This window comes from Dysgonomonas reticulitermitis (genome assembly GCF_054601275.1).
The window spans coordinates 1-21609 of sequence record NZ_BAAHWU010000051.1 but is presented as its reverse complement, the minus strand read 5'-3'; the positions used below and the strand labels follow the sequence as shown (position 1 = coordinate 21609).

16 protein-coding genes and 3 pseudogenes are annotated in these 21609 nt (G+C 40.0%); 16 read left to right on the top strand and 3 right to left on the bottom strand.

Going from position 1 to position 21609, the window contains the following annotated elements; genetic code table 11:
* Positions 1-242: 242 nt before the first annotated feature.
* Both ACYPZI_RS13390 and ACYPZI_RS13385 read left to right on the top strand, forming a co-directional pair.
* Positions 243-719, top strand: a pseudogene (locus ACYPZI_RS13390) (Arm DNA-binding domain-containing protein); the annotation flags it as partial.
* Between the two features lie 7 nt (positions 720-726).
* Positions 727-969: a tyrosine-type recombinase/integrase gene (locus ACYPZI_RS13385; RefSeq protein WP_459602425.1), complete on the top strand. Its 243-nt coding sequence runs from the start codon at positions 727-729 to the stop codon at positions 967-969.
* Here ACYPZI_RS13385 and ACYPZI_RS13380 read toward each other — a convergent pair.
* Positions 956-1285, bottom strand: coding sequence for a helix-turn-helix domain-containing protein (locus ACYPZI_RS13380; protein ID WP_459602423.1), 330 nt, complete (start codon positions 1283-1285; stop codon positions 956-958). The genes ACYPZI_RS13385 and ACYPZI_RS13380 overlap by 14 nt on opposite strands.
* On the bottom strand, positions 1278-1511 hold the full coding sequence (locus ACYPZI_RS13375; protein WP_459602429.1) for a helix-turn-helix domain-containing protein: 234 nt from the start codon (positions 1509-1511) through the stop codon (positions 1278-1280). The genes ACYPZI_RS13380 and ACYPZI_RS13375 overlap by 8 nt, the downstream gene beginning before the upstream one ends.
* A 251-nt stretch (positions 1512-1762) precedes the next feature.
* Between ACYPZI_RS13375 and ACYPZI_RS13370 the strand changes: the two genes are divergently transcribed.
* From ACYPZI_RS13370 to ACYPZI_RS13330, 9 genes and pseudogenes are all read left to right on the top strand, one after another.
* Positions 1763-2089 (top strand): helix-turn-helix domain-containing protein, encoded by a 327-nt coding sequence (locus ACYPZI_RS13370; RefSeq protein ID WP_459602421.1) that lies wholly within the window; start codon positions 1763-1765, stop codon positions 2087-2089.
* Between the two features lie 247 nt (positions 2090-2336).
* Positions 2337-3119, top strand: a complete 783-nt coding sequence (locus ACYPZI_RS13365; RefSeq protein ID WP_459602419.1) for a RagB/SusD family nutrient uptake outer membrane protein — start codon at positions 2337-2339, stop codon at positions 3117-3119.
* Between the two features lie 155 nt (positions 3120-3274).
* Positions 3275-3460 carry a BACON domain-containing protein gene (locus ACYPZI_RS13360; RefSeq protein ID WP_459602427.1) on the top strand — a complete coding sequence of 62 codons (186 nt, stop codon included), beginning with the start codon at positions 3275-3277 and terminating at the stop codon, positions 3458-3460.
* Positions 3461-3606: 146 nt separating this feature from the next.
* Positions 3607-3771: pseudogene (locus tag ACYPZI_RS13355) on the top strand (DUF4372 domain-containing protein); the annotation flags it as partial.
* 103 nt (positions 3772-3874) lie between these two features.
* Positions 3875-4769: pseudogene (locus tag ACYPZI_RS13350) on the top strand (IS4 family transposase).
* Between the two features lie 400 nt (positions 4770-5169).
* Complete coding sequence (locus ACYPZI_RS13345; protein WP_459602417.1) at positions 5170-6537, top strand: hypothetical protein; 1368 nt, start codon at positions 5170-5172, stop codon at positions 6535-6537.
* Positions 6538-6569: 32 nt separating this feature from the next.
* On the top strand, positions 6570-7727 hold the full coding sequence (locus tag ACYPZI_RS13340) for an imelysin family protein (RefSeq protein WP_459602415.1): 1158 nt from the start codon (positions 6570-6572) through the stop codon (positions 7725-7727).
* 74 nt (positions 7728-7801) lie between these two features.
* Positions 7802-9313, top strand: coding sequence for a di-heme oxidoredictase family protein (locus tag ACYPZI_RS13335; protein ID WP_459602413.1), 1512 nt, complete (start codon positions 7802-7804; stop codon positions 9311-9313).
* 4 nt (positions 9314-9317) lie between these two features.
* Positions 9318-10457, top strand: a complete 1140-nt coding sequence (locus ACYPZI_RS13330) for a cytochrome c biogenesis protein (RefSeq protein ID WP_459602411.1) — start codon at positions 9318-9320, stop codon at positions 10455-10457.
* A 355-nt stretch (positions 10458-10812) separates the two neighbouring features.
* On the opposite strand, the gene ACYPZI_RS13325 is transcribed toward ACYPZI_RS13330, so the two are convergent.
* Positions 10813-11748 (bottom strand): ParA family protein, encoded by a 936-nt coding sequence (locus ACYPZI_RS13325; protein WP_459602409.1) that lies wholly within the window; start codon positions 11746-11748, stop codon positions 10813-10815.
* Between the two features lie 34 nt (positions 11749-11782).
* On the opposite strand from ACYPZI_RS13325, the gene ACYPZI_RS13320 reads away from it, so the two are divergent.
* The 5 genes from ACYPZI_RS13320 to ACYPZI_RS13300 all read left to right on the top strand — a co-directional run.
* A complete protein-coding gene (locus ACYPZI_RS13320) occupies positions 11783-12079 on the top strand; it encodes a hypothetical protein (protein WP_459602407.1) in 297 nt (98 codons plus the stop codon).
* 411 nt (positions 12080-12490) lie between these two features.
* Entirely contained in the window at positions 12491-12877 is a 387-nt protein-coding gene (gene mobA / locus ACYPZI_RS13315; protein ID WP_459602405.1) for a conjugal transfer protein MobA, read from the top strand.
* Positions 12878-13548: 671 nt separating this feature from the next.
* Entirely contained in the window at positions 13549-14715 is a 1167-nt protein-coding gene (locus tag ACYPZI_RS13310) for a T9SS type A sorting domain-containing protein (protein ID WP_459602403.1), read from the top strand.
* Between the two features lie 16 nt (positions 14716-14731).
* On the top strand, positions 14732-19012 hold the full coding sequence (locus ACYPZI_RS13305) for a hypothetical protein (protein ID WP_459602401.1): 4281 nt from the start codon (positions 14732-14734) through the stop codon (positions 19010-19012).
* A gap of 42 nt (positions 19013-19054) precedes the next feature.
* Positions 19055-21609 (top strand): DUF6443 domain-containing protein (locus ACYPZI_RS13300; protein WP_459602399.1); only part of this gene is annotated, 2555 nt, incomplete at its 3' end.

The window sequence follows — 21609 nt, the reverse complement described above, 5'->3', positions numbered from 1 at the left end:
ATATAAATGACGACATTCTGCTCTTTCGGATAGGAGCGGACAGGAGATTTTATGTCAAAATACAGGGATGACACCTCTAAGAAGCCCATAAAGATAAGGGGGGGCTTAGTTTTTTAGAGGAAAGGTAATAAAATCAACTGTAAAAAGCTGTCAAAAGTTTTGTTAGCGCTGATTAGCCGTATTTTGCGTAGCGGCAGATAACTCAATGGTAAATAATTTTGAAACTTTAATTGAGTTATTGTATGCGAAGTACATTTAAAGTATTATTCTATTTGAAGAAGAACAACCTGAACAGGGATGGCGAAGCCCCCATCATGGCAAGGATTACCATCGACGGGATGATCGCGCAGTTCAGTTGCAAGGCCTCCGTCCACCCCTGCCTGTGGGAAACGAACTACAACCGTGCAGCGGGACGCAGCGATCAGGCCAGGCAAATCAACAGCCTGCTGGATGAAATCAAAGCAGGGATAGACAAACATTATAAAAAGGTATTGGAGCGGGATTCGTATGTTACCGCCGAAAAAGTAAAGAACTCCTTCCTCGGTATAGACTTGCGCGGTGAAACCCTGTTGCAGGTATTCAGGCAGCACAATGACGATTTTAAGAAAATGCTCGATGCCGGGTTGAGGTCGAATTCAACATACCAGAAATACAAGGATGTTTACCTGCACCTGGAAGCGTTTATTAAAAAGCGGTATAACCGTACAGATATAGCATTGATAGAGCTTGCCCCGGCCTTTATCACCGACTTTGAGCTTTACCTTGCTACCGTCCCGAAACCGGCACACCTATGCGACAGAAATCTGCCTGACCAACGGCGTACCCATCGAATCGCTCAGCAAGACGATGGGGCACAAGAACATAAAGACAACACAGCGTTATGCCAAAATAACGAATGAAAAGGTAAGCAGGGATATGGGAAACCTGTCGGATGTTTTACGGAAAATCGAGCAGTTCAAATACAGGTAAAGCCTTTGTCCGGCCTTCTGTCCCTGTAGTGTTCCTCCATAAAACGCCCGATATCCCCCGTCCGGTAGAGTATCTTCCCTCCGATACGGTAAAAGGAAATTTTGCCTTGCGTGCGGTAATCCTGCAATGTCCGGCGACTGATTTTTAGCATTTTGGACACTTCCCTGTCCGTCAGGTATTGTCCGCCTTCAAGTCCCGGCTTGAGGTTGCGGGCAATATCTTCTATGGTATCGGACAGTTGGTCAATTGTTTGAAGCAGAACCACAAGCCGTTTATCGTCTTTTGTAATTATCCTGTCATTTGTTTTATCATTCATGGCTTTCTTCTTTCGTTGAGTTTATAATGAGGGCGTCCACATCTTCCGGCCTGTAAAATATTTTCCTGTTGATTTGTGTATAGGGCAGCGTACCATTTGTACGCAGTGTTTGCAGGGTGCGCGGACTGATATTCAGTATCCGGCATACAGCCTGGTTGTCGTACCACTTTTTCAGTTCCTTTTTTTCCAATTGCTCACAAAGTGCCGTTACCTTCCCAACAAACATTTCCAGCCGAAACAGCAGCTCGTTGAATGTTTTTTCGTAGATAGTTATCGTACTCATAAATTTCCTGTTTTTTTAGGTTTGTCGCAGGCAAAGCTATACGGATTGCAGCTGTAAATACAATGGAGGGAGCACAAGTGTCATCATCCGTCATTATATGTCATACCAGCGGTACGCTATAACCAAAACCAATATTCCCGAACTTTGCGGCGTGAGAACGATAAAACAATAAAGCAATATAAATACAAAAACTTATGGAAACAATTACAGTTAATACGGAGGAATGGAACGGACTGGTTCGTAAAATCGACCGGATAGCCGGGTTTATCGAACAATACATGGAACGGCTTCCTGCCGACGACAACACATGGCTGGACGAGGCACAGGTTTGCGGTTATCTGAAGGTCAGCACGAAAACTTTACAACGCCTGCGAAACAGCGGAGGCCTGAAATTCTCCACCATAGCCAAAAAGCATCATTACAAGACAGGCGATATAAAAGCACTGCTGGAAAGGAGAGCGGTCAAAAGCGGCAGGGAACGGCTGGAAGAGTTAAGAAATTCTTGCAGGAAACGTTTTTAAGAAAGATATATATGTTACATGTAATAAAATATTCTTTAGCAAGTTTATCAATTTTTTATCGTATATCTGATTCAAGTGATAAACTTTCTATCTATACTGATTTTTATAAGCAATAGGCGACATGCCGGTCAACCTTTTAAATGAGCGGTGAAAATGAGCAACATCTTCAAAATATAACAGTAATTTAGTAACTAATACGGGTACTATACCTCAAACAGATGCAGACCCTGAAAACCCATATTTCAGTATGTCTGGAAATATTAATATGAGTAAATATTCAGAGGTACTTCTTTGGAGAGAATATAATGAAGGATTAAATGTCAAGAATAATGTAGAGGTTGCGATCCAACATGGAAATTGGGGTACCGGTCCAACTCGAAGCTTGGTAGAATCTTTTTTAATGGAAGATGGAAAACCGATTTACGCCTCTGCATACACATACAATGACGAATCATTACAAAATGTTGCGACTAACAGGGATCCTCGACTGAAAGTATTCTTAAAAGTTCCAGGTCAAAAAAATGTTTTTAAAAACATGGACTATGCTAAAGGTGATATAAGCGTTGAAATTGAACCAATTCCAGACATAACTAATTTGCAGGATGAACTGGGATATTCGACTGGATATTCACTTCGTAAAGGTGGTACTTTTGATCGGGCATTGTGTAGTAATTGGAACGGCTATACTGCTGCAATAACATTCCGGGCTACAGAAGCGCTGTTAAATTATATACAAGCACAGTATATGTTAACGAAAAGTCTTAGTTCAGGAAAAACTATAGAGTATTGGAAAATAAGAAGAGAAAGAGCCGGATTTACAGGTACAGGAGCTGATCCTCTGTCAACTATTGCTGCAACTGATATAAATAAGGAAAAATTGGATTGGGGTGCTTATGCGGTTAATCATTTAATTATATCCCTGATCTATAATAATATTGAAAGGGGGCCGTCTTATCACGTTTCCGATGCACGAAAGGCACCTCCCGGGAGAGATACGGCACCATACGGGCAGGGGTGTTCAAAAAGGTAAAGAAAGTGCGAAAATAGATAACGTAATATTGAATCCGTTATAAAAAATGAAGGATATATTTGTGGCGGTTAAATATACGTTAAACGAATCTGTTCCAACACTTGCTAAGTGTCTGATATTTAGGAGAATATTTGTGTCGTCCGGTTTAAAACAAGATCGCGGACGCATCCCGCGTCACCATCACCTGGCTGAGCGCCGGTACAACCTCGGGTCCCGCCAATACAACCACAACCGTATCGGTTTCGGTTACGGCAAATACCGGCGGTACCGCCCGTACCGGTTATATCCACTTAAAGGCAGGGAGGCTGACCAAAATCATTACTGTCGATCAGAACGGATAGAAAATTCAAAAAAAACAAATGAACATTACTGTCCCATTAAAATCCAAAATAGTTCTTTGAAATATTTGATATTTAGTTAGTTACAGAGGTTTTTCGAGCGAACGGACTTGAATTGGTAGCTTTGCAACAGATTAATCTGATTGCATATGTTCCAAGATAAATATGTTTTCGCTCAATTGACTTCGTTCCTGAATCGAAGTAAGTTCAATCGTATTGTAGCCAAGTATAATGGTGATAAATACGTGAAACACTTCACCTGTTGGAATCAACTGCTTGCTTTGATGTTCGGTCAACTCTCCAATCGTGTAAGTCTGCGAGATCTGGTTGTTGCTCTTGATGCTCACCACTCCAAATGTTATCACTTAGGAATGGGTAAGAATGTTTCAAAATCATCCTTAGCAAGAGCCAACGGGGATAGAGACTATCACATTTTTGAAGAGTATGCTTACTATTTGGTAAACGAAGCCAGGCAAAAGCGCGCTACAGATATCTTCAAACTTGGTGGAAATGTTTATGCTTTCGATTCAACAACCATTGATTTGTGTCTTGCTGTATTTTGGTGGGCAAAATTTCGCAAGATGAAAGGAGGTATTAAGGTGCATACATTATATGATGTAGAAACACAGATACCTACATTCTTCATATCACCGAAGCAGCTACACACGATTCAAAGGCGATGAAAGAAATACCTTATGAGCCGGGCTCTTACTATATATTTGACCGTGCCTATAACAATTTCAAGATGTTGTATAAGATTCATCAAATAGAAGCCTACTTTGTTATCAGGGCAAAGAAGAATCTTCAGTACAAAGCCGTCAAATGGAAACGTAGGTTACCCAAGAATGTACTCTCTGATATGACTATTGAATTGACTGGCTTTTATCCAAAACAATACTATCCAGAGAAACTTCGATTGGTTAGATATTGGGATGAAGAACAAAAGCGAGAATTTGTATTCTTAACCAATGCCACGGACATATCTGCTCTGCAAGTTGCAGAACTGTATAAGAATCGATGGCAAGTAGAACTATTCTTTAAATGGCTCAAGCAGCACCTCAAAATCAAAAAGTTTTGGGGTACTACAGAGAATGCCGTAAGAATACAAATCTATGTTGCCATATGTGCTTATTGCTTGGTAGCAATCATTCAACATGATATGAGACTCGACAGAAGTACGTACGAAATTCTCCAAATTCTAAGCATATCATTGACTGATAAGACCCATTTGAAAGACCTCTTTAACAAAACTAAAGTTCAAAATGACAAAGAACGATACGGCCTTGATGGACCAGATTTATTTAATTTTTAAAACGTCTCAATTTTAATGGGACACTAATGAATTAATATATAAAGTGAATTTTAATATATTATTCCTATTCCTATTCCTATTCCTATTCCTATTCGGAAGCATTAAACATATGCTGTTACCAACCCTTTATTACCTGCCATTTTCACTTAGATTAATTTGTGAGAACGAAAGAATTTCCGAAAAATAGGGATCTATAATGCGACAGGTTTTCAAAACCTACTTCGTAGCAGATCAATTATCTCATTCAAATAAATCATAATTTATATCTATAATATCATAGTCTATACCTATACCTATGTATAGTACCTATAATAAATACTTACAATTAGGTATTGATACGCCTCTCTCTTAGTAATACTTTTGTGGAGTTTTTACATTTTTAACGAAAATTTAATATGAAATGAGAGCGTATATTGTCTATTCGTCAATGTTGTTTGTTGTATTTATTCTTATTTCTACTGAATTATCCGCTCAGGAGTTAAAAGCTCAAGATTCTATTTGTTCTAAAAAGCAAGAAAATTCTTTATCAACAGAAGATTTAAGCCGAGTTATGAAGTTAACAAAGGCTTTATCTCGGTTAGAATTAGGTGGGTATGGAGAAATTGCGATGACTCGTAATTTCTTTAGTGATAATATTAATCGCTATTCCCATGCAAATGAATATAAAAATGCTAAAAGTCATGGTCGATTTGATATTCCTCATGTCACATTTTTCGTCGGTTATGATTTTGGGAAGGGATGGAGAATGAATGCAGAGATTGAATTCGAACATGGTGGAACAGAAGCTGCGGTAGAGCTGGAAGCCGAGGAAGCGGGAGAATACGAAACTGAAGTTGAAAGAGGGGGAGAAGTCGCTTTGGAACAGTTCTGGATTGAAAAAACATTTGCAAAAGCGTTGAACCTGAGAATAGGTCATATTATAGTACCGGTGGGATTGACAAATGGCAATCACCTTCCGACTCAGTTTTTTACAGTTTATCGTCCTGAAGGTGAAAACACCATAATGCCGTGTACGTGGCATGAGACAGGTATTAGCCTATGGGGAAATATAGGCAAATGGCGTTATGAGACTATGTTCTTACCCGGGCTTGATTCAGAATTATTTAGCCGCCAGAATTGGATACAGGGAGGTTCTCCATCACCATATGAATTTAAGATCGCAAATACTTATGCCGGCGCTGCGCGTATTGATAATTACTCGATATCCGGTTTGCGACTTGGTATAAGCGGGTATTATGGTCTTAGTTTTAAGAATAATATGCAGCCTTCGCAGGCAGATAAATATAAAAATGTTAAAGGCGCTGTTACAATCGGATCATTCGATTTCGAATATAATGCGAATAATCTGATTGCCCGTGGATATTTCGATTATGGACATCTTGGCGATTCTGAGATTATATCGGGTTATAATAAGAGTTTACCTAAACTATCCCCATCGCCTCGTACGAATGTAGCATCTGACGCTCTTGCCTGTGGGGTTGAAGCAGGATATAATGTTTTTGCCCATATCTCAAAAATGCAAAAAGATAAACAAAAGCTATATGTGTTTGCCCGCTATGAATATTATGATTCTATGTATGATACGGCAACCAACATACAAGATGACGAGTGGTGCGGGCGTCAACGTATAGTGGGAGGTATAAATTATTTCCCAATCAAAAACATTGTATTCAAAGCTGAATATTCGGCTGGTCTGCTGAAAAGCCAATACAACAATGAGAATAGCCTATCGATTGGCTTTGCATATGCAGGCTTTTTTACAAAATAATATATAAAACACTAATCTTTAATTAAAATCATATGAGAATCTTTTTTAAATATCTGCCATTGGTAGTTTTCGTGGTAGCGATGGTATTCGGGACTACCTCTTGTAGCGACGGTGAAGATAATACAGGTAACGAAAATCAGGAAATCCTTGAAAAAGCTGTCCCTCAGTATGTAAATAATGTGGTAATAACGACCTATAAATCGTTAGCAGACGAGACTATCGATTTATATGAGGCATTGGTAGCGCTAAAGGCAAATAAAACAGATGCAAATGTAAAAAAAGCAACAGACGAGTGGATTGCAACGCGTAAATACTGGGAATTAAGTGAAGCATTCCTCTTTGGAGCTGCGGGCGATTTCGGGATTGATCCACACATAGATACTTGGCCGTTAGACAGAACCGCGTTAGTATCGTTGCTCAATAATAATGATTATCTAGCCAGTATGGACTCTGAAGATGGATCAGCTTGGGCAGGAGAAAAATTAGGACCTAGTTTGCTTGGATTTCACGGCATAGAATACATCCTATATGCAAATGGAAACGTGAAAAGCGCTAGCCAGATTACAAATAATGAACTGATATATGCTGTTGCTGTTGCCGGTGACCTTCGTAATCAATGTATCCGTCTGGAAGCGGCCTGGGCAGGACTTGATAATGTAAGTGCAGTGAAACAAGCCTTAATAGAAGAATTCGAGTTGGGGGTAACTATGGGAAATAAATCATACTACGGTGCGGATATGATAAATGCAGGAAAAGCAGGAAGTACATATAGAACGATATTGGATGCGAATGAAGCTATAATAGAGGGATGTGTAACTATCGCAGATGAAGTAGCCACCATGAAAATAGGTAAACCTCATACAGGAGAAGATCCTAATTATCTTGAATCGCCTTATAGCTATAACTCAAAAGTTGACTTTATAGACAATATAAAAAGTATTGAAAATGCATATCTCGGCGGAATCAGCGCAAGTGCCAGAGGAGTATCGGTAAGCGACTATATCAAGATTGTTCATTCTGAGCTCAATACTAAGGTCATAAATGCTATCGCTAATGCCATAGCCAAAATAGAAGCTATTCCTTATCCGTTTGATACCAACTATTCTTCAACTCAGGCCAAAGCGGCGATGGATGCTTGTAATGAATTAGCTGATGTGCTTACAGAAGCTAAGGTAGCTTTAAGAAAATAGTGAATAGTTAGAATTTACTAAGAGGATACTTTTCATAGTGTATCCTCTTATTTCAATTATGAAAAACGATCAACATGAAAAAAGTTAATTTATACATGCTTAGCATACTGAGCAGCTTTCTAGTACTTGTTGTAAGCTGTAGTGACGATAACAATAGCAATAATGGAACGCCGGATAAGGAGCTGTCAGAGGAGTACTATTCAGGAGGGATATTGGGGACTGCATTTATTGAGACACCGTTTGCTTACGAACAGCCTACGCCGGCGGTTGAACAGAGTTCAGATTATTCTTTGCGCTTTAAATACGGAGAAGCATTTTTTGAAGATCAGTTCAGTACCGGTTCGAGTGGCTTGCGTAGTGGTTTAGGCCCTGCGTTTGTCCGCAGTTCATGTATTACATGCCATCCGGGATACGGACATGGAAAAAGGGTAGACCGATATCGTGCGAATGACTTCGGGAACGGATATTTATTAGTTGTGATAGATGAGAACGACAATTATGTGAGCGCGCTGACCGGTATGCCGCAAACTCAGGCTGTAGCTCCGTTTCTTCCGCCAATCAACGAATCGGGGATAAAAATAGAATGGAAAGAATATGTCGACGAATTTGGTAATAAATTTCCTGATGGAGAAGCTTATAGTTTAATATACCCCGAAGTAACTATAGACCGGTCAGCGTTTAATGTTCCAATGCCGGATTTTTACAAAGTAAAGCTTGAAGCTACAATAGGTATTTATGGTACAGGGCTGATAGATGCAATCCATGATGATTCATTACTCGCGCAATATCAGCGTGAGAAGAGTTTAGGCTTTACTCTGAATGATGCTAAATATATTCCTGCGAATTTTATAAAGGAGGTTGATGGGACATCGCATCCGGGACGTTATACTTATGGGCTTACCCGTGGTACATTGCAGAATGGGCCGGGAGCAAATGCAATCTGGAACATTACTAATGTTACCCGCTCGGATAGGAAAAAGCATTATGTAACCGCAGCTTATGCAACGGCAATGTCTAAGAATACCGCTATTCAGGCAGCTTTAGGTAAAAGCGAACAGGAAATATATGACTATCTGATGTCTGAGAATCTGCCTGCCGAAATGGCGGACGAAGATTATATAAACTTTATGGTATGGCATCGTGGATTGGCTGTCCCCGCGGCTCGTAATTTGGATGACCCTACGGTAAAAAGAGGAAAAGAGATGTTCTACTCTATCGGATGTACAAGTTGTCACCGTCCGTCGTGGACTACAGGCGCGGATAACTATTCAGGAGATCCTATGGTAAAAGGAAAACTTCCTCAATACCCTTATCAGAAAATCTGGCCATACTCCGATCTTCTGCAACATCGTCTCGAAATGGTAAATGATATTCGTACAGGATGGTGCCGTACAACTCCACTTTGGGGACGAGGACTATCTCAGAAATGTACAGGCGCCAGTGATCATCTGCATGATATGCGCGCCCGTAATTACAATGAAGCTATTATGTGGCATGGAGGAGATGGAAAGTATGCAAGAGAGAAGTACCGTAAGCTATCTAAAGAGGACAGACAAGCTTTAGTAAAATTCCTGGAGTCAATTTAATTGGATGAGACCTAAATATATAAAATGGCCGGCATTTGGGACTCTGCTTGCTTTAACTGTGGTTATGGTAATTGCGACTATTCTGGAAAAACTTTTTGGTCGCGAGCAAGTAATGAGTACAATATACGACTCATGGTGGTTTGTCGCATTATGGGGTATACTGGTTTTAACCTCAGCCTGTTATATTTTTCATAGAAAATTATATCAACAAAAAGCAGTGTTTTTATTGCACTGCTCTTTGTTTGTTATATTGTGCGGTGCATTTGTCACATTTCTCTTCGCTGACCGCGGCTACATACATATCCGGCAAAATCAGATACTAAACTATTATATATCGGAAGAAGATAATGAAAGGCATCAGGTTCCTTTCGATATAAAGCTATTGCTTTTTGAAATCGAATACGATTCGGAGACAGATCATCCAATCGATTTTATAAGTTATCTCAGAGTTGACGGAGAAGTGTGTCAGGTTTCTATGAATAAAATATATAAACATGAAGGATACCGTTTCTATCAGCTGGAGTATGACAATGATGAGATGGGAGCAACGCTGCTGGTCAACTATGATCCCTGCGGCATAGCTGTAACATATGCAGGCTATTTGTTATTGGCAATATCCGTTTTATGGATTCTTTGGCTCCGGATATCGTGGAAAGGATTATTGGGTATATCGGTTGTGACAGCTATTCTATGGTACTACATTTCACAAATGAATCCGATGACTCCGATATTGCGTTCACCAATGTTAGCAGCCCATGTGTCGATTATAATGGTAGCATATTTATTATTTATATTGATTGCCGTATTTAGTATTATAGCTCTTTGTTCGAAAAGGAAATCCGATAAATTATACAGATGGAATTTAAAACTTCTCTTCCCGGCTCTATTCCTGTTGGCTATAGGAATCTTTCTGGGTGCTGTTTGGGCTAATATATCCTGGGGGCGTTATTGGGGATGGGACTCGAAGGAAACATGGGCTCTCATCACATTGATCGTGTATGCTATTCCAATGCACAGAAATAGTTTTAAAGCATTCCGTTCGCCTCGATATTTTCATTTATATTGTAGCATTGCTATTCTGGCTGTTGGTATGACTTTTTTCGGTGTGAGCTTTTTATTGGGGGGAATTCATAGCTATATATAATTAATGTCAATCAGTAATTAAAGTAGTCAGCACGCTCGCGCAGACGTCCCGTCTGTGTGTTGCGAAGCAATAATTATAATCCTGTCGGTATCATCATCGGCAGGGTTATTTATCTTATACAGTAATAGTTCGGGGAAGTGCGTCCATATATCCTGGTGACAGCAGCCACGGGCTTATCCATACAAAATAGACAGAGCCGCCCGGAGCATGATGACCGGACTGCTCTTCTTTATACGAGTGTCGGGCGGCGAACGTCGCCGCCCTTTAGGGATTTATATCAAGGTTGGCCCGTCGGTTGCCAGGCTCCGGGAAGCTAGAGGTGCAGGTCCCCGAACTATTACTTTTTATCAGGTTATCAAATATTTAAAAATGTAAAACGCAAAAAATGATGGAACGGTTTATTTCGATGAGGCTGTTCCCCGCGCTGCGGGAGGCCTTGCAAACGGGTATCGATGTCCGACCGGAGGTATTGGAAAATATATATGTGGAATTTGCCGGGCAAGTGCTTACCGGAGATATTGCATATACAAACAGAAAAACGTACCGTCATGCGCTTGTTTATACCCGCGCTGAACTTGCTGTCCTTCAGCATCTTTGCCGGGGGCGGGAGCAGCGTGCAGCGGAAAAAGGTTTTTCCCGCGAGGGTCAGTTCCTTTTCGTAGCGGTTGGTATCCGGTATCTTCGTTTCCAGTACGCGCAGCTTCAGCTGCCTCATAATTTTGTCGTATATGTTCACCAGATCGGCGGGGACGCGCCTGTTCACCCTGTTCCAGAACACATGGATTTCCTTCAGGGGGGCTTTGGGATTCAGGCCGATATAGTCCTGCACGGTCGCTACAAAGGACATGCTGCTCTGCATGGCCATCCGGTCGGGCACTATCGGGGTAAAGATGTAATCCATATTGATAATGGACCTGAAAATGCCTTTGGCATTGACTGTTCCGGGCAGGTCGAAGAATACGATGTCTATGGCTGTTTCCGCTGTCTCAAGGAAACTGTCCGCTATATCCTTCGCTTCTTCGGGATTAGCCGTTATCACCGGATAGGCTTTCTTTTGCAGCCGCGAGAACTGCGAGACGATCAGCTGCTTGTAGCCGTCGTTCCTGGCGACGGTCTGCCTGTCCCGTTCCCGCAGGCTGTGGATGCTGAACTGAGGGTAGTCGCAGTCCACGACCAGCACATTCTTTCCTTTTACATAATGAAAGTAACCGGCCAGTAATACCGTGAACGCCGATTTACCCACGCCGCCCTTCTGGTTGGAGATGGCTACGAATTTGGTCTGTGATTCCATACTTTGTTTAATTAAGAATTAAAAATTAAAAGTTGTGAAACTGTATTATTTACTTGTTGCCGTAAATGCCTGCGGTATTTGTTGCAATCCTGGCACATTGCAGGAAATGCTTAGTGCAACATATACTTATTGCTGTAAATATTTACTGCATCCTGTCACTGTTGTATTCCGCGCATTATATACTTATCATAATGACTATGTATCGCAACCTCCGGTGATTGCCGGGCTTATGGTTTGCAATACATATTGCCTACATTGTATAATGCTTGCAACATTTATTGCTTGTAATATTTATTGCCTGCATTATTTATTTATCGCAACCCTTACCTGACGCCTCAAATAATTCATGCAACAAGCGCTTATTGCAATAAGTATTTGCCGCAAAGGAATAATAAAAGCTAATATTCTGGTAACAAAATAGTTGTACTGTCTATTTACGTCATCATACGTCACCGCTTGTCATAGCCCGATGCCTTTTCCCGTGTATGAATGGGGGGTAATTTTGGCTGTCATTTCAAACAATCTTAATAAGCAATTCCTATGGACACAGTAAAAACTGATAAAACGTACAAACGATGGGGCACGGTAATCCGCAATGAGCGGATTCTGTCAACCCGCGTTGACAGCAAGTTGTGTTTTTGGCCGCCCGAAATGCTTCGGGCATCCAAAAACACTTGTGGGTTTCCTCCAAAGTCGGAAACCCTGCTGCCATCAAATCACAAACCGCTAAATGTGCTATTATATGGAAGCAGATAAAGAAAACAACCGGAAGCAAAAAGGCCGGAAGCCGAAGGCAAGCCGCGCCGTACACCGCTACGGCATTAAATTAAATGATGACGAGAACGCCCGCTTTATGTCCTTATTCCTCCAATCGGGGATGAATGAAAAGGCGAAGTTTATCAAGGGCATGCTGTTCGGGAGCGTTATGAAGACGGTTAAAATCGACAAGGCGGCAATGGATTACTATGCCCGCCTGACGAATTTCTATGCGCAGTTCCAGGCCATCGGCAACAATTACAACCAGACGGTCAAGGCTGTTAAGGCCAATTTCTCAGAAAAGCGGGCATTGGCTTTGCTCTATAAGCTCGAAAAAGCGACCAATCAGACAGGAGAACAAAGAAAAGCATAAGCATATAAATTACTTAGCTAGAAATCAGAAGCTTCATTAATACATAAAGATTTTAGTAAGTGGATATTATCTATTCTAAAGGCTTATTATTCAAATCGTATTCTTATTTTTCTTCATTCTTTTCTTTCTCAATTTAATACTGGAAATTATCATATCAATATCCAATCGCGGCCTGAATTTAGATTAGTCTGTTGCTTTTAATTGTTTTGCTGGATCATTTGGGGCATTGTAAGAATATTCGAGGTAGCTTTTCTTTTTACAATATTTTTAAAATGCAAAGAAGAAAAACAATTCTAAAAAAGGCTTACCCTGAATGTAAAAAACAAGTTTTATCTCCATGAAAAATATTTAAAGGGCGTTTTTCCGGATACGGCAGGCGTCCTATAATTGAAAAAAAATCTATATCACAAAACTTTTATTTAAATATATATTCTTTATTATCAGGTGTTTAAATAATTCGGTTTTGAAAAAAATCTATATGCCCGATATTCCCTATTGTTATATTCGTGTAGAATACATTCCTTTGAGCTGTATTTTAACCATATGTATCTTTTTTTAAGATTATCGCTTAAATTTATCTCTAATGGAAAGCAAAATATCCGGGCACTCTTTATTAAACTAATATAATTTTGACAAAATAACATAATTCATTCAATTAATAAATCCATACTATGAGGACATTCGTTGTAACCCTTATTGTATCTGTATTATTCATATTGCCTGGTTATGGGCAGTTAAATACAGTGCATAACCATCTCCGGGCCGGAGATGTATTAATCAAGCAGCAGGTCGAGTTTGCCGATCCGGGCGAAGCAGGAATAAACAAGTTATGGGACTTCAGCAAGGTGAAGACCGTCAATGACGAGTATACCCTGACTTACAGCCTTCCCCCACTGTTGGATGATTCCATTTACATCATGGGAGATATGCACTTCTTAAAGAAAGCTGTCCATGAGAATGAACTGGTGGTAGGCACAGAACATAATACGATGTACTATTACCGCCTTTCAAATGACAGCCTTCTACAGTTAGGCCATGAGAACCCGACCATCAAACTGGAATACACTTCCCCGATGACTTTGATGAACTTCCCGTTGAACTACGGGCAGACAGTCGTATCCGATTATAAGTCCAAAGGGCTTTACTCCTCGACAGTTGATATGCAATCCCAAGGACAAATGATAACCTCTGCCGATGCTTATGGCAAGATGATCCTTCCCACAGGAGACACTTTGAGTCCAGTCCTTCGGGTAAAGACTATCCAGACCATCCTGGATAAGTCAGCCTATACACAGAACCCTGAGAATATAGAAACAACAACAGAATCTCAAAATACAGGTATCCAGTTGGAGACCTGCCGCTGGTACAGTAAAGGCTACCGTTATCCTGTCTTTGAGACAGTGAGAAGCACAAAGCAAAGTGACAACAGTGAAATCTTCTCGACGGCTTTCTTCTTTCCACCGCAGGACCACCTGTACCTGGATACCGACCCGGAGAACCAGGCTTTGCTGGAAGAACTATGGGATATGGACAAAGACAAGAACACAGATAACACAACAGCCAAGACAGTGACATTAGAAAACCTGATGACCTGTAAGATTTACCCGAACCCGGTAGAATCGCAGATGAACCTGGAATATGATCTCAAGCAGGATGCCAAGGTCAGTTTCGAGCTTTATTCGATTGAAGGCTTGCCTGTTAAAAGGATCAAGGCACAGCAGAAGACAGCGGGCACATATACCGAAACAATGGATTGTTCGTCCCTGAGACCCAACAACTACATCCTGAGAATTACAGCAAACAACCTGTTCGTAAATGAAATCATTATTAAAAAGTAAAAGTGAACCGCATATTATGAAAAAATATTTTTATATAGTAATACTACTGATAAACAGCATGAGCCTAATAGCTCAAAATTTATCGGATGCATATAAAATTAATGAGCAAAATATTATAATGCCATCTCCTCAATCTTTCATTTTCGAAAAATACGTGAACCAACCGGTAAATGAGTATAATGGAATTCCTCAAATCAGCATTCCATTGGGAGAATTAAAAATAAAAGGACTAACAATCCCCATTACTCTTTCTTATCATGCGTCGGGTGTAAAATTTATGCAGTTTGATGGAGACTTAGGAGCAGGATGGTCTATAAATGTGGGCGGGTATAGAATTTCCCGGACAATTAATAGTCGGTCTGATTTTGAGGATGCGCCATATTATGATGCGTATTATTTTTGGGAAAATCTATTACGGGATCCCAAACCCCTAAATATCGATGAATATCTAGGTTCGCTCTATCAAAGAAGGGGACAGCATTCATACATTGCCAGCTGGAATACTCCTGCTGATGGAGAAAAAGATCTTTTTACTTTCAATATTCCAACTTCAAGCGGACATTTTCTTTATAAGAGTGGCTATATTCTTGAGAAAACCTTCGAGAAGGCCATCATATCCCCAACAGGAGGCTCGATAGTTGATACACAAGGAAATATATTCTACTTCGGAGGATATAACAATAATAATACCAAGCCAATAGAATCGACTGTAATTAATAATGAAACACACCCAACCGCCTGGCTATTGTCGAAATTGGTTACACCCTTTAATGATTCAATTACTTTCGGGTATAAGCCTTATATTCAATATTCTGGAAGATATGCAGGAGAATTTCAATCTATCAATGTCTCTGATGCCGCAGCAATAGCTTATTCAGGTGTTGGCGAGAGAAATCACGAAAGCGAAAGCATAACAACTTCTTCCTCAATTAGACCGTCTCGAGATCAGTGGAATTATTTCTTGACAGAGAGTTTCTATTTGGATAATATAGAAGCTCCTAATATGACCATTGTTATCAATAGAATAGATGATAAAAATCCTAGTCTTATGAACAGGCCTGGTTCAAATAAAAATTCACCATGTTTGGTTGACAATATTCAAATATTGTCTAAGAATGGAGAGATATTGAAGACAATTTATTTTTCTTATAAAACCTCTCCTGAAACCGTAGAATCCGAACATTTGCCCTGGCATCATTTGCTAAGAGCTGTTATAATACAAACCACCAATTCACTAAAAGAAGAATATAAATTTTTATACAACGAACCGCAAGGTAATGTACAGACTGGTTATTATCCGGATCAATGGGGATTTTATAAAAAAGGAGGGGGGAGCGATGTTATTCTACATAAAGAGTTTGCAGATGAAAAAGTAGTATATTCATTTACCAGCCGGACTAACTACTTACCTCCAACTATAAAAAAGCTTAGGGAATTTAATCACTCAGGACAAGAATGGTCCTTTGTTGATAGAAAGAGTAATAGTAATCCACAAATATTTTCGCTGCGTACTATTATTTATCCGACAGGAGGTTATCGTGAATTTGAATATGAGCCCAATCGTTTCAATGGTATTGTGGGTGGGGGTATGCGGATCAAATCTATTAAAACCTACGATGGCTTAAAACGTCCGGAAATTGTTGCTTATAAGTATTCTGACGGCATTCCAAACTTAAATATCGATGAAAATAATTTTAAAAGTATGTCTTTTAACTTTTCATTGATTGGCCGATTTTTTTATTCTTGTACGAAAACATACTCCATGAATCCGACTGGAAATGTTCCTATGCACGACTTCAGTGTCAATTATCCGGAAGTATCGATAAGAAAAGCTTCCTTAAATGGAATAGATACGATATATGAAGGAAAAACAATAATGAAATTCTTGATACCCGAAAAATATAAAACCTCACCAATGGTAGGAGCACCTCACACAACAAGTAGCCATCCTGTTTCTATGTCTAATCTTCCGGTATCAGAACCATATTCAGCGAATAGTACAATCAATGTGCTGGAATATGCTCTCGGTTATTCTCCTCAGTTGCAAACAAAAGAGATTTGGAATAAAGATAATAAACTAATATTCCAAGAAGGATTTACATATAAAGATGTCGGTTATCCGAATTCAGTTTTGGATCATTATGATTATTCCGAAATGAAAGTAAGACAAGTTGTCAATTTTGATTATCATTTTCCTAATGATCCTCCTTGTGAAGCAGCGTATTGGGTCTTTACAAGATATCAGTTTCCTGATTTATTGTCAGAACAATCATGTGGCAGCACTTTTAATTATAATAATGCTTATTCCTTTATTCTTAGCTTATACTCATATATGTTTTATAGAATCCAAGAAGGCCGATTGCTTCCTGAAACAAAAACTGTTGTCCAGTATGACAAAGATGGGTTGAACCCTGTTACTATGAAAGAGACTTATATGTATGACGGAAGAAATCGCCTGTCAAAAACTACTCAGACAAATAGTACAAATAACTATTTAGAGAAAGAATACACCTATCCATCTCCAGTATCGGCACTGCATAAAAAAAATATGCTTTCGACAATTATAGAAACAATCACAAAACATAATGATAAAGAAATAGGACGGATTAGAAATAATTATGGTAGCATTTTCCCGTCTTCTATTCAAACATCAACATCCGACCCTGGTAAGGTACGCTTGGATATAATCTTCAATAAATACGACCAGAAAGGGAATATTTTGCATTATACTACAATTGATGGTTTAAATACAATATACCTTTGGGGTTATAATGGTCAATATCCGATTGCTGAAATCAAAGGAGGCTCTTATTCAGACGTTGAAACTGCCGCAAAATCAGTATTCAGTGTTGCAAGTATAGAAACATTATCAAATATGCTTGTACCCCCTGAAACAAAATTAAAAGATGGAAGCCTACAGAAAGCATTGCCTAGTGCCATTGTTAGCACATATACTTACAAGTCTCCTATAGGGCTGGTAACGGTAACCGATCCCACAGGGATAACAACTTATTATAATATAGATAATGCCGGCAGATTATTAAATGTAAAAGACCATAAAAGTAAGTTGATTTCAGAATACTCATATATCCATAAGCAATCTGACTCAAATCCGGAGAGAGTCGATATCAAGCCGATGATATTAAGTGTAAATAATCCTCATATCCACATAAATGATTTAACTATTTCTCAAAATAACACATCTGGGACATATTCTTATTCATGGTCGATATTAGACGCTTCTAATAACATTGTAGGATCTGGCAATACTGCCAAAATAATTCACAATTTTGTACCAGGTAAGCATATAATTGATTATTCGATAACTGATCAAGAGTTCGGTTATAAATTTTATAATTCGGAAGAGTTTAATGTTATGTCATTGTCTGGCAGTTGGGGGCAAAAGCCAACTACCGATTTCTCAACACAATTGATATTTACAGCAGGCAGTTCAGGAGGATCGGGAAAAACGCAATACTCATGGACGTTAAAAAACTCACAGGGAACGATAGTCAATAGTTATACAGGAAGCAGTAGTTATAATGTCCATGTACCAGCGGGGGAATATACTGTAAACTGCCAGATAAAAGATTTAATAACTAACGAGATCGTGACATTGACGCCACATCCATTAAATGTAAAACCTGCCTATATGCAATTATTCGGTTCTTGGGGCAATGCTCCTGCAGTTGCCGAAGTGGGATCAATTTTTATTCCTTTTAGTGCTTCGGGAGGAGGAGGCAGCCAATATTACAGCTACGAATGGAAGCTCTTGCTGGGTAATGAAGAGCATCTGATTCTGAATGATGTCGGAGGTGCCTTTGCGCAATTTCTTGTGCCAGGGAATTACCTCATTACATGTAAAGTTCGGGATAATTTGTATAATAATGAAGAAACATTTAGCCATCATATTAAGATTGTTAGAGAAATGGTAGAATTTTCAAATACAAAATACCCATCGTCAGCACTGACTTCAAATATTCTACTCAAATCTTCTTCCGGTCTTAAATTCAGAATAGGTGATTCCGGAAGTTATATACCAGTCAATTCATTTGTAACTTTAAAAATAAGTCATAATAATGGTCAGACATTGCTTAACGAAAGAATAGTGAAGGCAGATATTGGTAAGACATTTACGTTAGATAATATACCGGCAGGAACCTTATCTGTAGTAATGAATATGGATACTCAATATGATACAGTAATTAGAATCGCTTTGCATATGGAACTATTAAATTCTACATCAGAGAAAAAAATAGGTGATAATAATCTTATATATTATCCTAACTCTTACTAAAAGTATTATTTATTAGCCAGTAATTTAAAACAGAAGTAAGCTATGAAAAAATTATTTATACATATATTATTTTTGAGTATAGGCATTAGTCTCTTGGGGCAGGGTAGTTTCTCCACTAACCAGAACTATATCCATACCCGCACCTATACCAACGAATCGGGAACAACCTACCTCGACCAGGTAGAATACTTCGACGGGTTGGGGCGTCCCATACAGACAGTTCAGCGGGGTATCACACCCGATGCCAGGGATTTGGTAAGCATACAGGAATACGATGCTTTTGGCCGAGAGTCCAAAGCATGGCTACCTGGCAAAGTCACAACAACTAATAACGGTGCATTCGTAGATGTAGAGGCAGCTAAAATATTCATTCAAATGTCTAATGCAGGCGACCAGAAACCCTATTCTTCACCTGTCTACGAAGCCTCTCCCCTAAGCCGTGTTAAAGAACAATATGGTCCGGGGCAAGACTGGTATAGTAAAACAACAGAGGCAAGGACAATTATGAAAACGGAATACATGAAAAACTCGTCCACAGTAAGGGAACTGCAATGTCGTGCATACGAACAATATGGATATGGAACAGATTCTTATTTATACGCCTATTGCTCTGATGATGATGAAAATGAATATTATTATTTTGATGAAGGATACCTTGACGTCGAAAAAAGGACTTACAGCGATGGCCTTGTTCAATACCGTTTTAAAGAAAGTAATGACATGGTTATTTTGATTCGTGATATTATTAACGGTGAGTTTTACGATACATATTTTGTTCCGGATAATAACTGGTGGGAAAAATATTCTTTTATACTATTGCCCGAAGCCTCGAAAGCTCTCCTGCCGGATTCATATCTTGATGATTATCCAGAGCTACGGCAATACGTATATGAATTTGTCAATGATTACGATTTCTGTGCTTACATAAAATATCCCGGAAGCAATGACTGGGAGGATGGTCAGGCTTACCGGTCGATCATTAATGAATTTATGGATAACGGAACCTATCAAAAATGTGTGGAGCCTTTGTATGGGGTTAGATATAACTATCTGGCTAATATTGGTAAATCCGGCACGACATGGGTCGATAACGATTCTTTAGTTTGCGCCTTGTATAAAACAACAGACGACAGAAAGGTAATCAGTCTATCCCGTACGGCTAACTATCCTGCCGGTGAGCTTTCTGTCACCCGTCTGAAAGACGAGGACGGCAATATGTCTTATGAGTTCACTGATAAGCTGGGGCAGGTTGTTCTGACTCGCCAGATCAATGAGGGAAAGCGATACGATACAAACTATATCTATGATAGTTATGGAAATCTTAAGGCAGTACTTCCTCCCGAAGCTTCGGACAGGCTATTGAATTCTTCTAACTGGATAGAAACAGATGCCAATTTGATGCAATACGCTTACCTTTACAAGTATGACGACCGCAACCGCTGCATAGCAAAGAAGATACCCGGCTGCGAATGGAACTACTATGTTTACGACAAAGCCGACCGGCTGATCTTCTCGCAGGACGGGGAACAATACAATAAAAGCCCGAAAGAATGGACATTTACCATTCCCGACGCCTTCGGAAGGGTTGTGCTGACGGGTACCTGTACCAACAGCCTCGACTATTCGGCTAACCCGTTGGGAAACATCGTTGTAAAGGCAACCTATAATACCGGCCGTACAAATCCGGCAAACAGTTACACGGTTACAGGAGTCACTTTATCTGCGGCAACGGTATTGTCTGTTAATTTTTACGATGGCTATGAGTTTTTGGGCATTACGGGAGTACCCAATACCGCCGACACGCAATATACCACCGAAACGGGTTACGGAGTATGCTACGGAGACCATCAGGCAGCTAATAAGCATAAGAACAAAGGCCTGCTGACCGGTACCCTGACCGCCCAGATGAATGCCGACGGAACAACAGGGACAACGTATCTCTACTCGGTAATGTATTACGACAACCGGGCAAGGCTGATACAGACCAAGAGTAACAACCACCTTGCCGGAGGACTGGAAAAGGAATACATCGCCTACAACTTCACCGGGCAGCCGACACAGAGGAAGCATGTACACCAGGCCACAGGTAAAACCACCCAGACCGAAGTCTACACCTATACCTACGACCATGCAGGAAGGTTGCTGACCACCAAACATAAGCTGAATACAGCAGCAGAAGTAACTTTGGCAGAAAACAGCTATGACGAACTGGGACGGCTCAAGACCAACAAGAAAGGCGGGCAGGCCAACCTGAACTCAACCTATGCCTATAACGTCCGTTCGTGGACAAAATCCATCAACAGCCCGTTGTTCGTCGAGAATCTCGATTATACTTACAATGGGAATATTAAATGGATGGACTGGAAACAGGACAACCAAACCCGTAAATATACTTATACCTACGATAACCTCTCGCGCTTAAAAACAGCCGCTTACACAGGTATAGGCAGCGAACAGTACGGAACATCATATTCCTACGACAAGCACGGCAATATCAAAACCTTGCAACGTTACGGCAAGAAAGATGCAGGAAACGGCAGTACCTCATTTGGCTTGGTGGATAACCTGACAATGGACCACATTGGCAACCAATTGAC

Excerpts from the sequence above, each read along its gene's own strand:
- ACYPZI_RS13370 (WP_459602421.1), top strand. The coding sequence starts at position 1,763 with ATGGAAACAATTACAGTTAATACGGAGGAATGGAACGGACTGGTTCGT.
- ACYPZI_RS13335 (WP_459602413.1), top strand. The coding sequence starts at position 7,802 with ATGAAAAAAGTTAATTTATACATGCTTAGCATACTGAGCAGCTTTCTA.
- ACYPZI_RS13340 (WP_459602415.1), top strand. The coding sequence starts at position 6,570 with ATGAGAATCTTTTTTAAATATCTGCCATTGGTAGTTTTCGTGGTAGCG.
- ACYPZI_RS13345 (WP_459602417.1), top strand. The coding sequence starts at position 5,170 with ATGAGAGCGTATATTGTCTATTCGTCAATGTTGTTTGTTGTATTTATT.
- mobA (WP_459602405.1), top strand. The coding sequence starts at position 12,491 with ATGGAAGCAGATAAAGAAAACAACCGGAAGCAAAAAGGCCGGAAGCCG.
- ACYPZI_RS13330 (WP_459602411.1), top strand. The coding sequence starts at position 9,318 with ATGAGACCTAAATATATAAAATGGCCGGCATTTGGGACTCTGCTTGCT.
- ACYPZI_RS13305 (WP_459602401.1), top strand. The coding sequence starts at position 14,732 with ATGAAAAAATATTTTTATATAGTAATACTACTGATAAACAGCATGAGC.
- ACYPZI_RS13325 (WP_459602409.1), bottom strand. The coding sequence starts at position 11,748 with ATGGAATCACAGACCAAATTCGTAGCCATCTCCAACCAGAAGGGCGGC.
- ACYPZI_RS13380 (WP_459602423.1), bottom strand. The coding sequence starts at position 1,285 with ATGAATGATAAAACAAATGACAGGATAATTACAAAAGACGATAAACGG.
- ACYPZI_RS13310 (WP_459602403.1), top strand. The coding sequence starts at position 13,549 with ATGAGGACATTCGTTGTAACCCTTATTGTATCTGTATTATTCATATTG.
- ACYPZI_RS13365 (WP_459602419.1), top strand. The coding sequence starts at position 2,337 with ATGTCTGGAAATATTAATATGAGTAAATATTCAGAGGTACTTCTTTGG.
- ACYPZI_RS13375 (WP_459602429.1), bottom strand. The coding sequence starts at position 1,511 with ATGTTTGTTGGGAAGGTAACGGCACTTTGTGAGCAATTGGAAAAAAAG.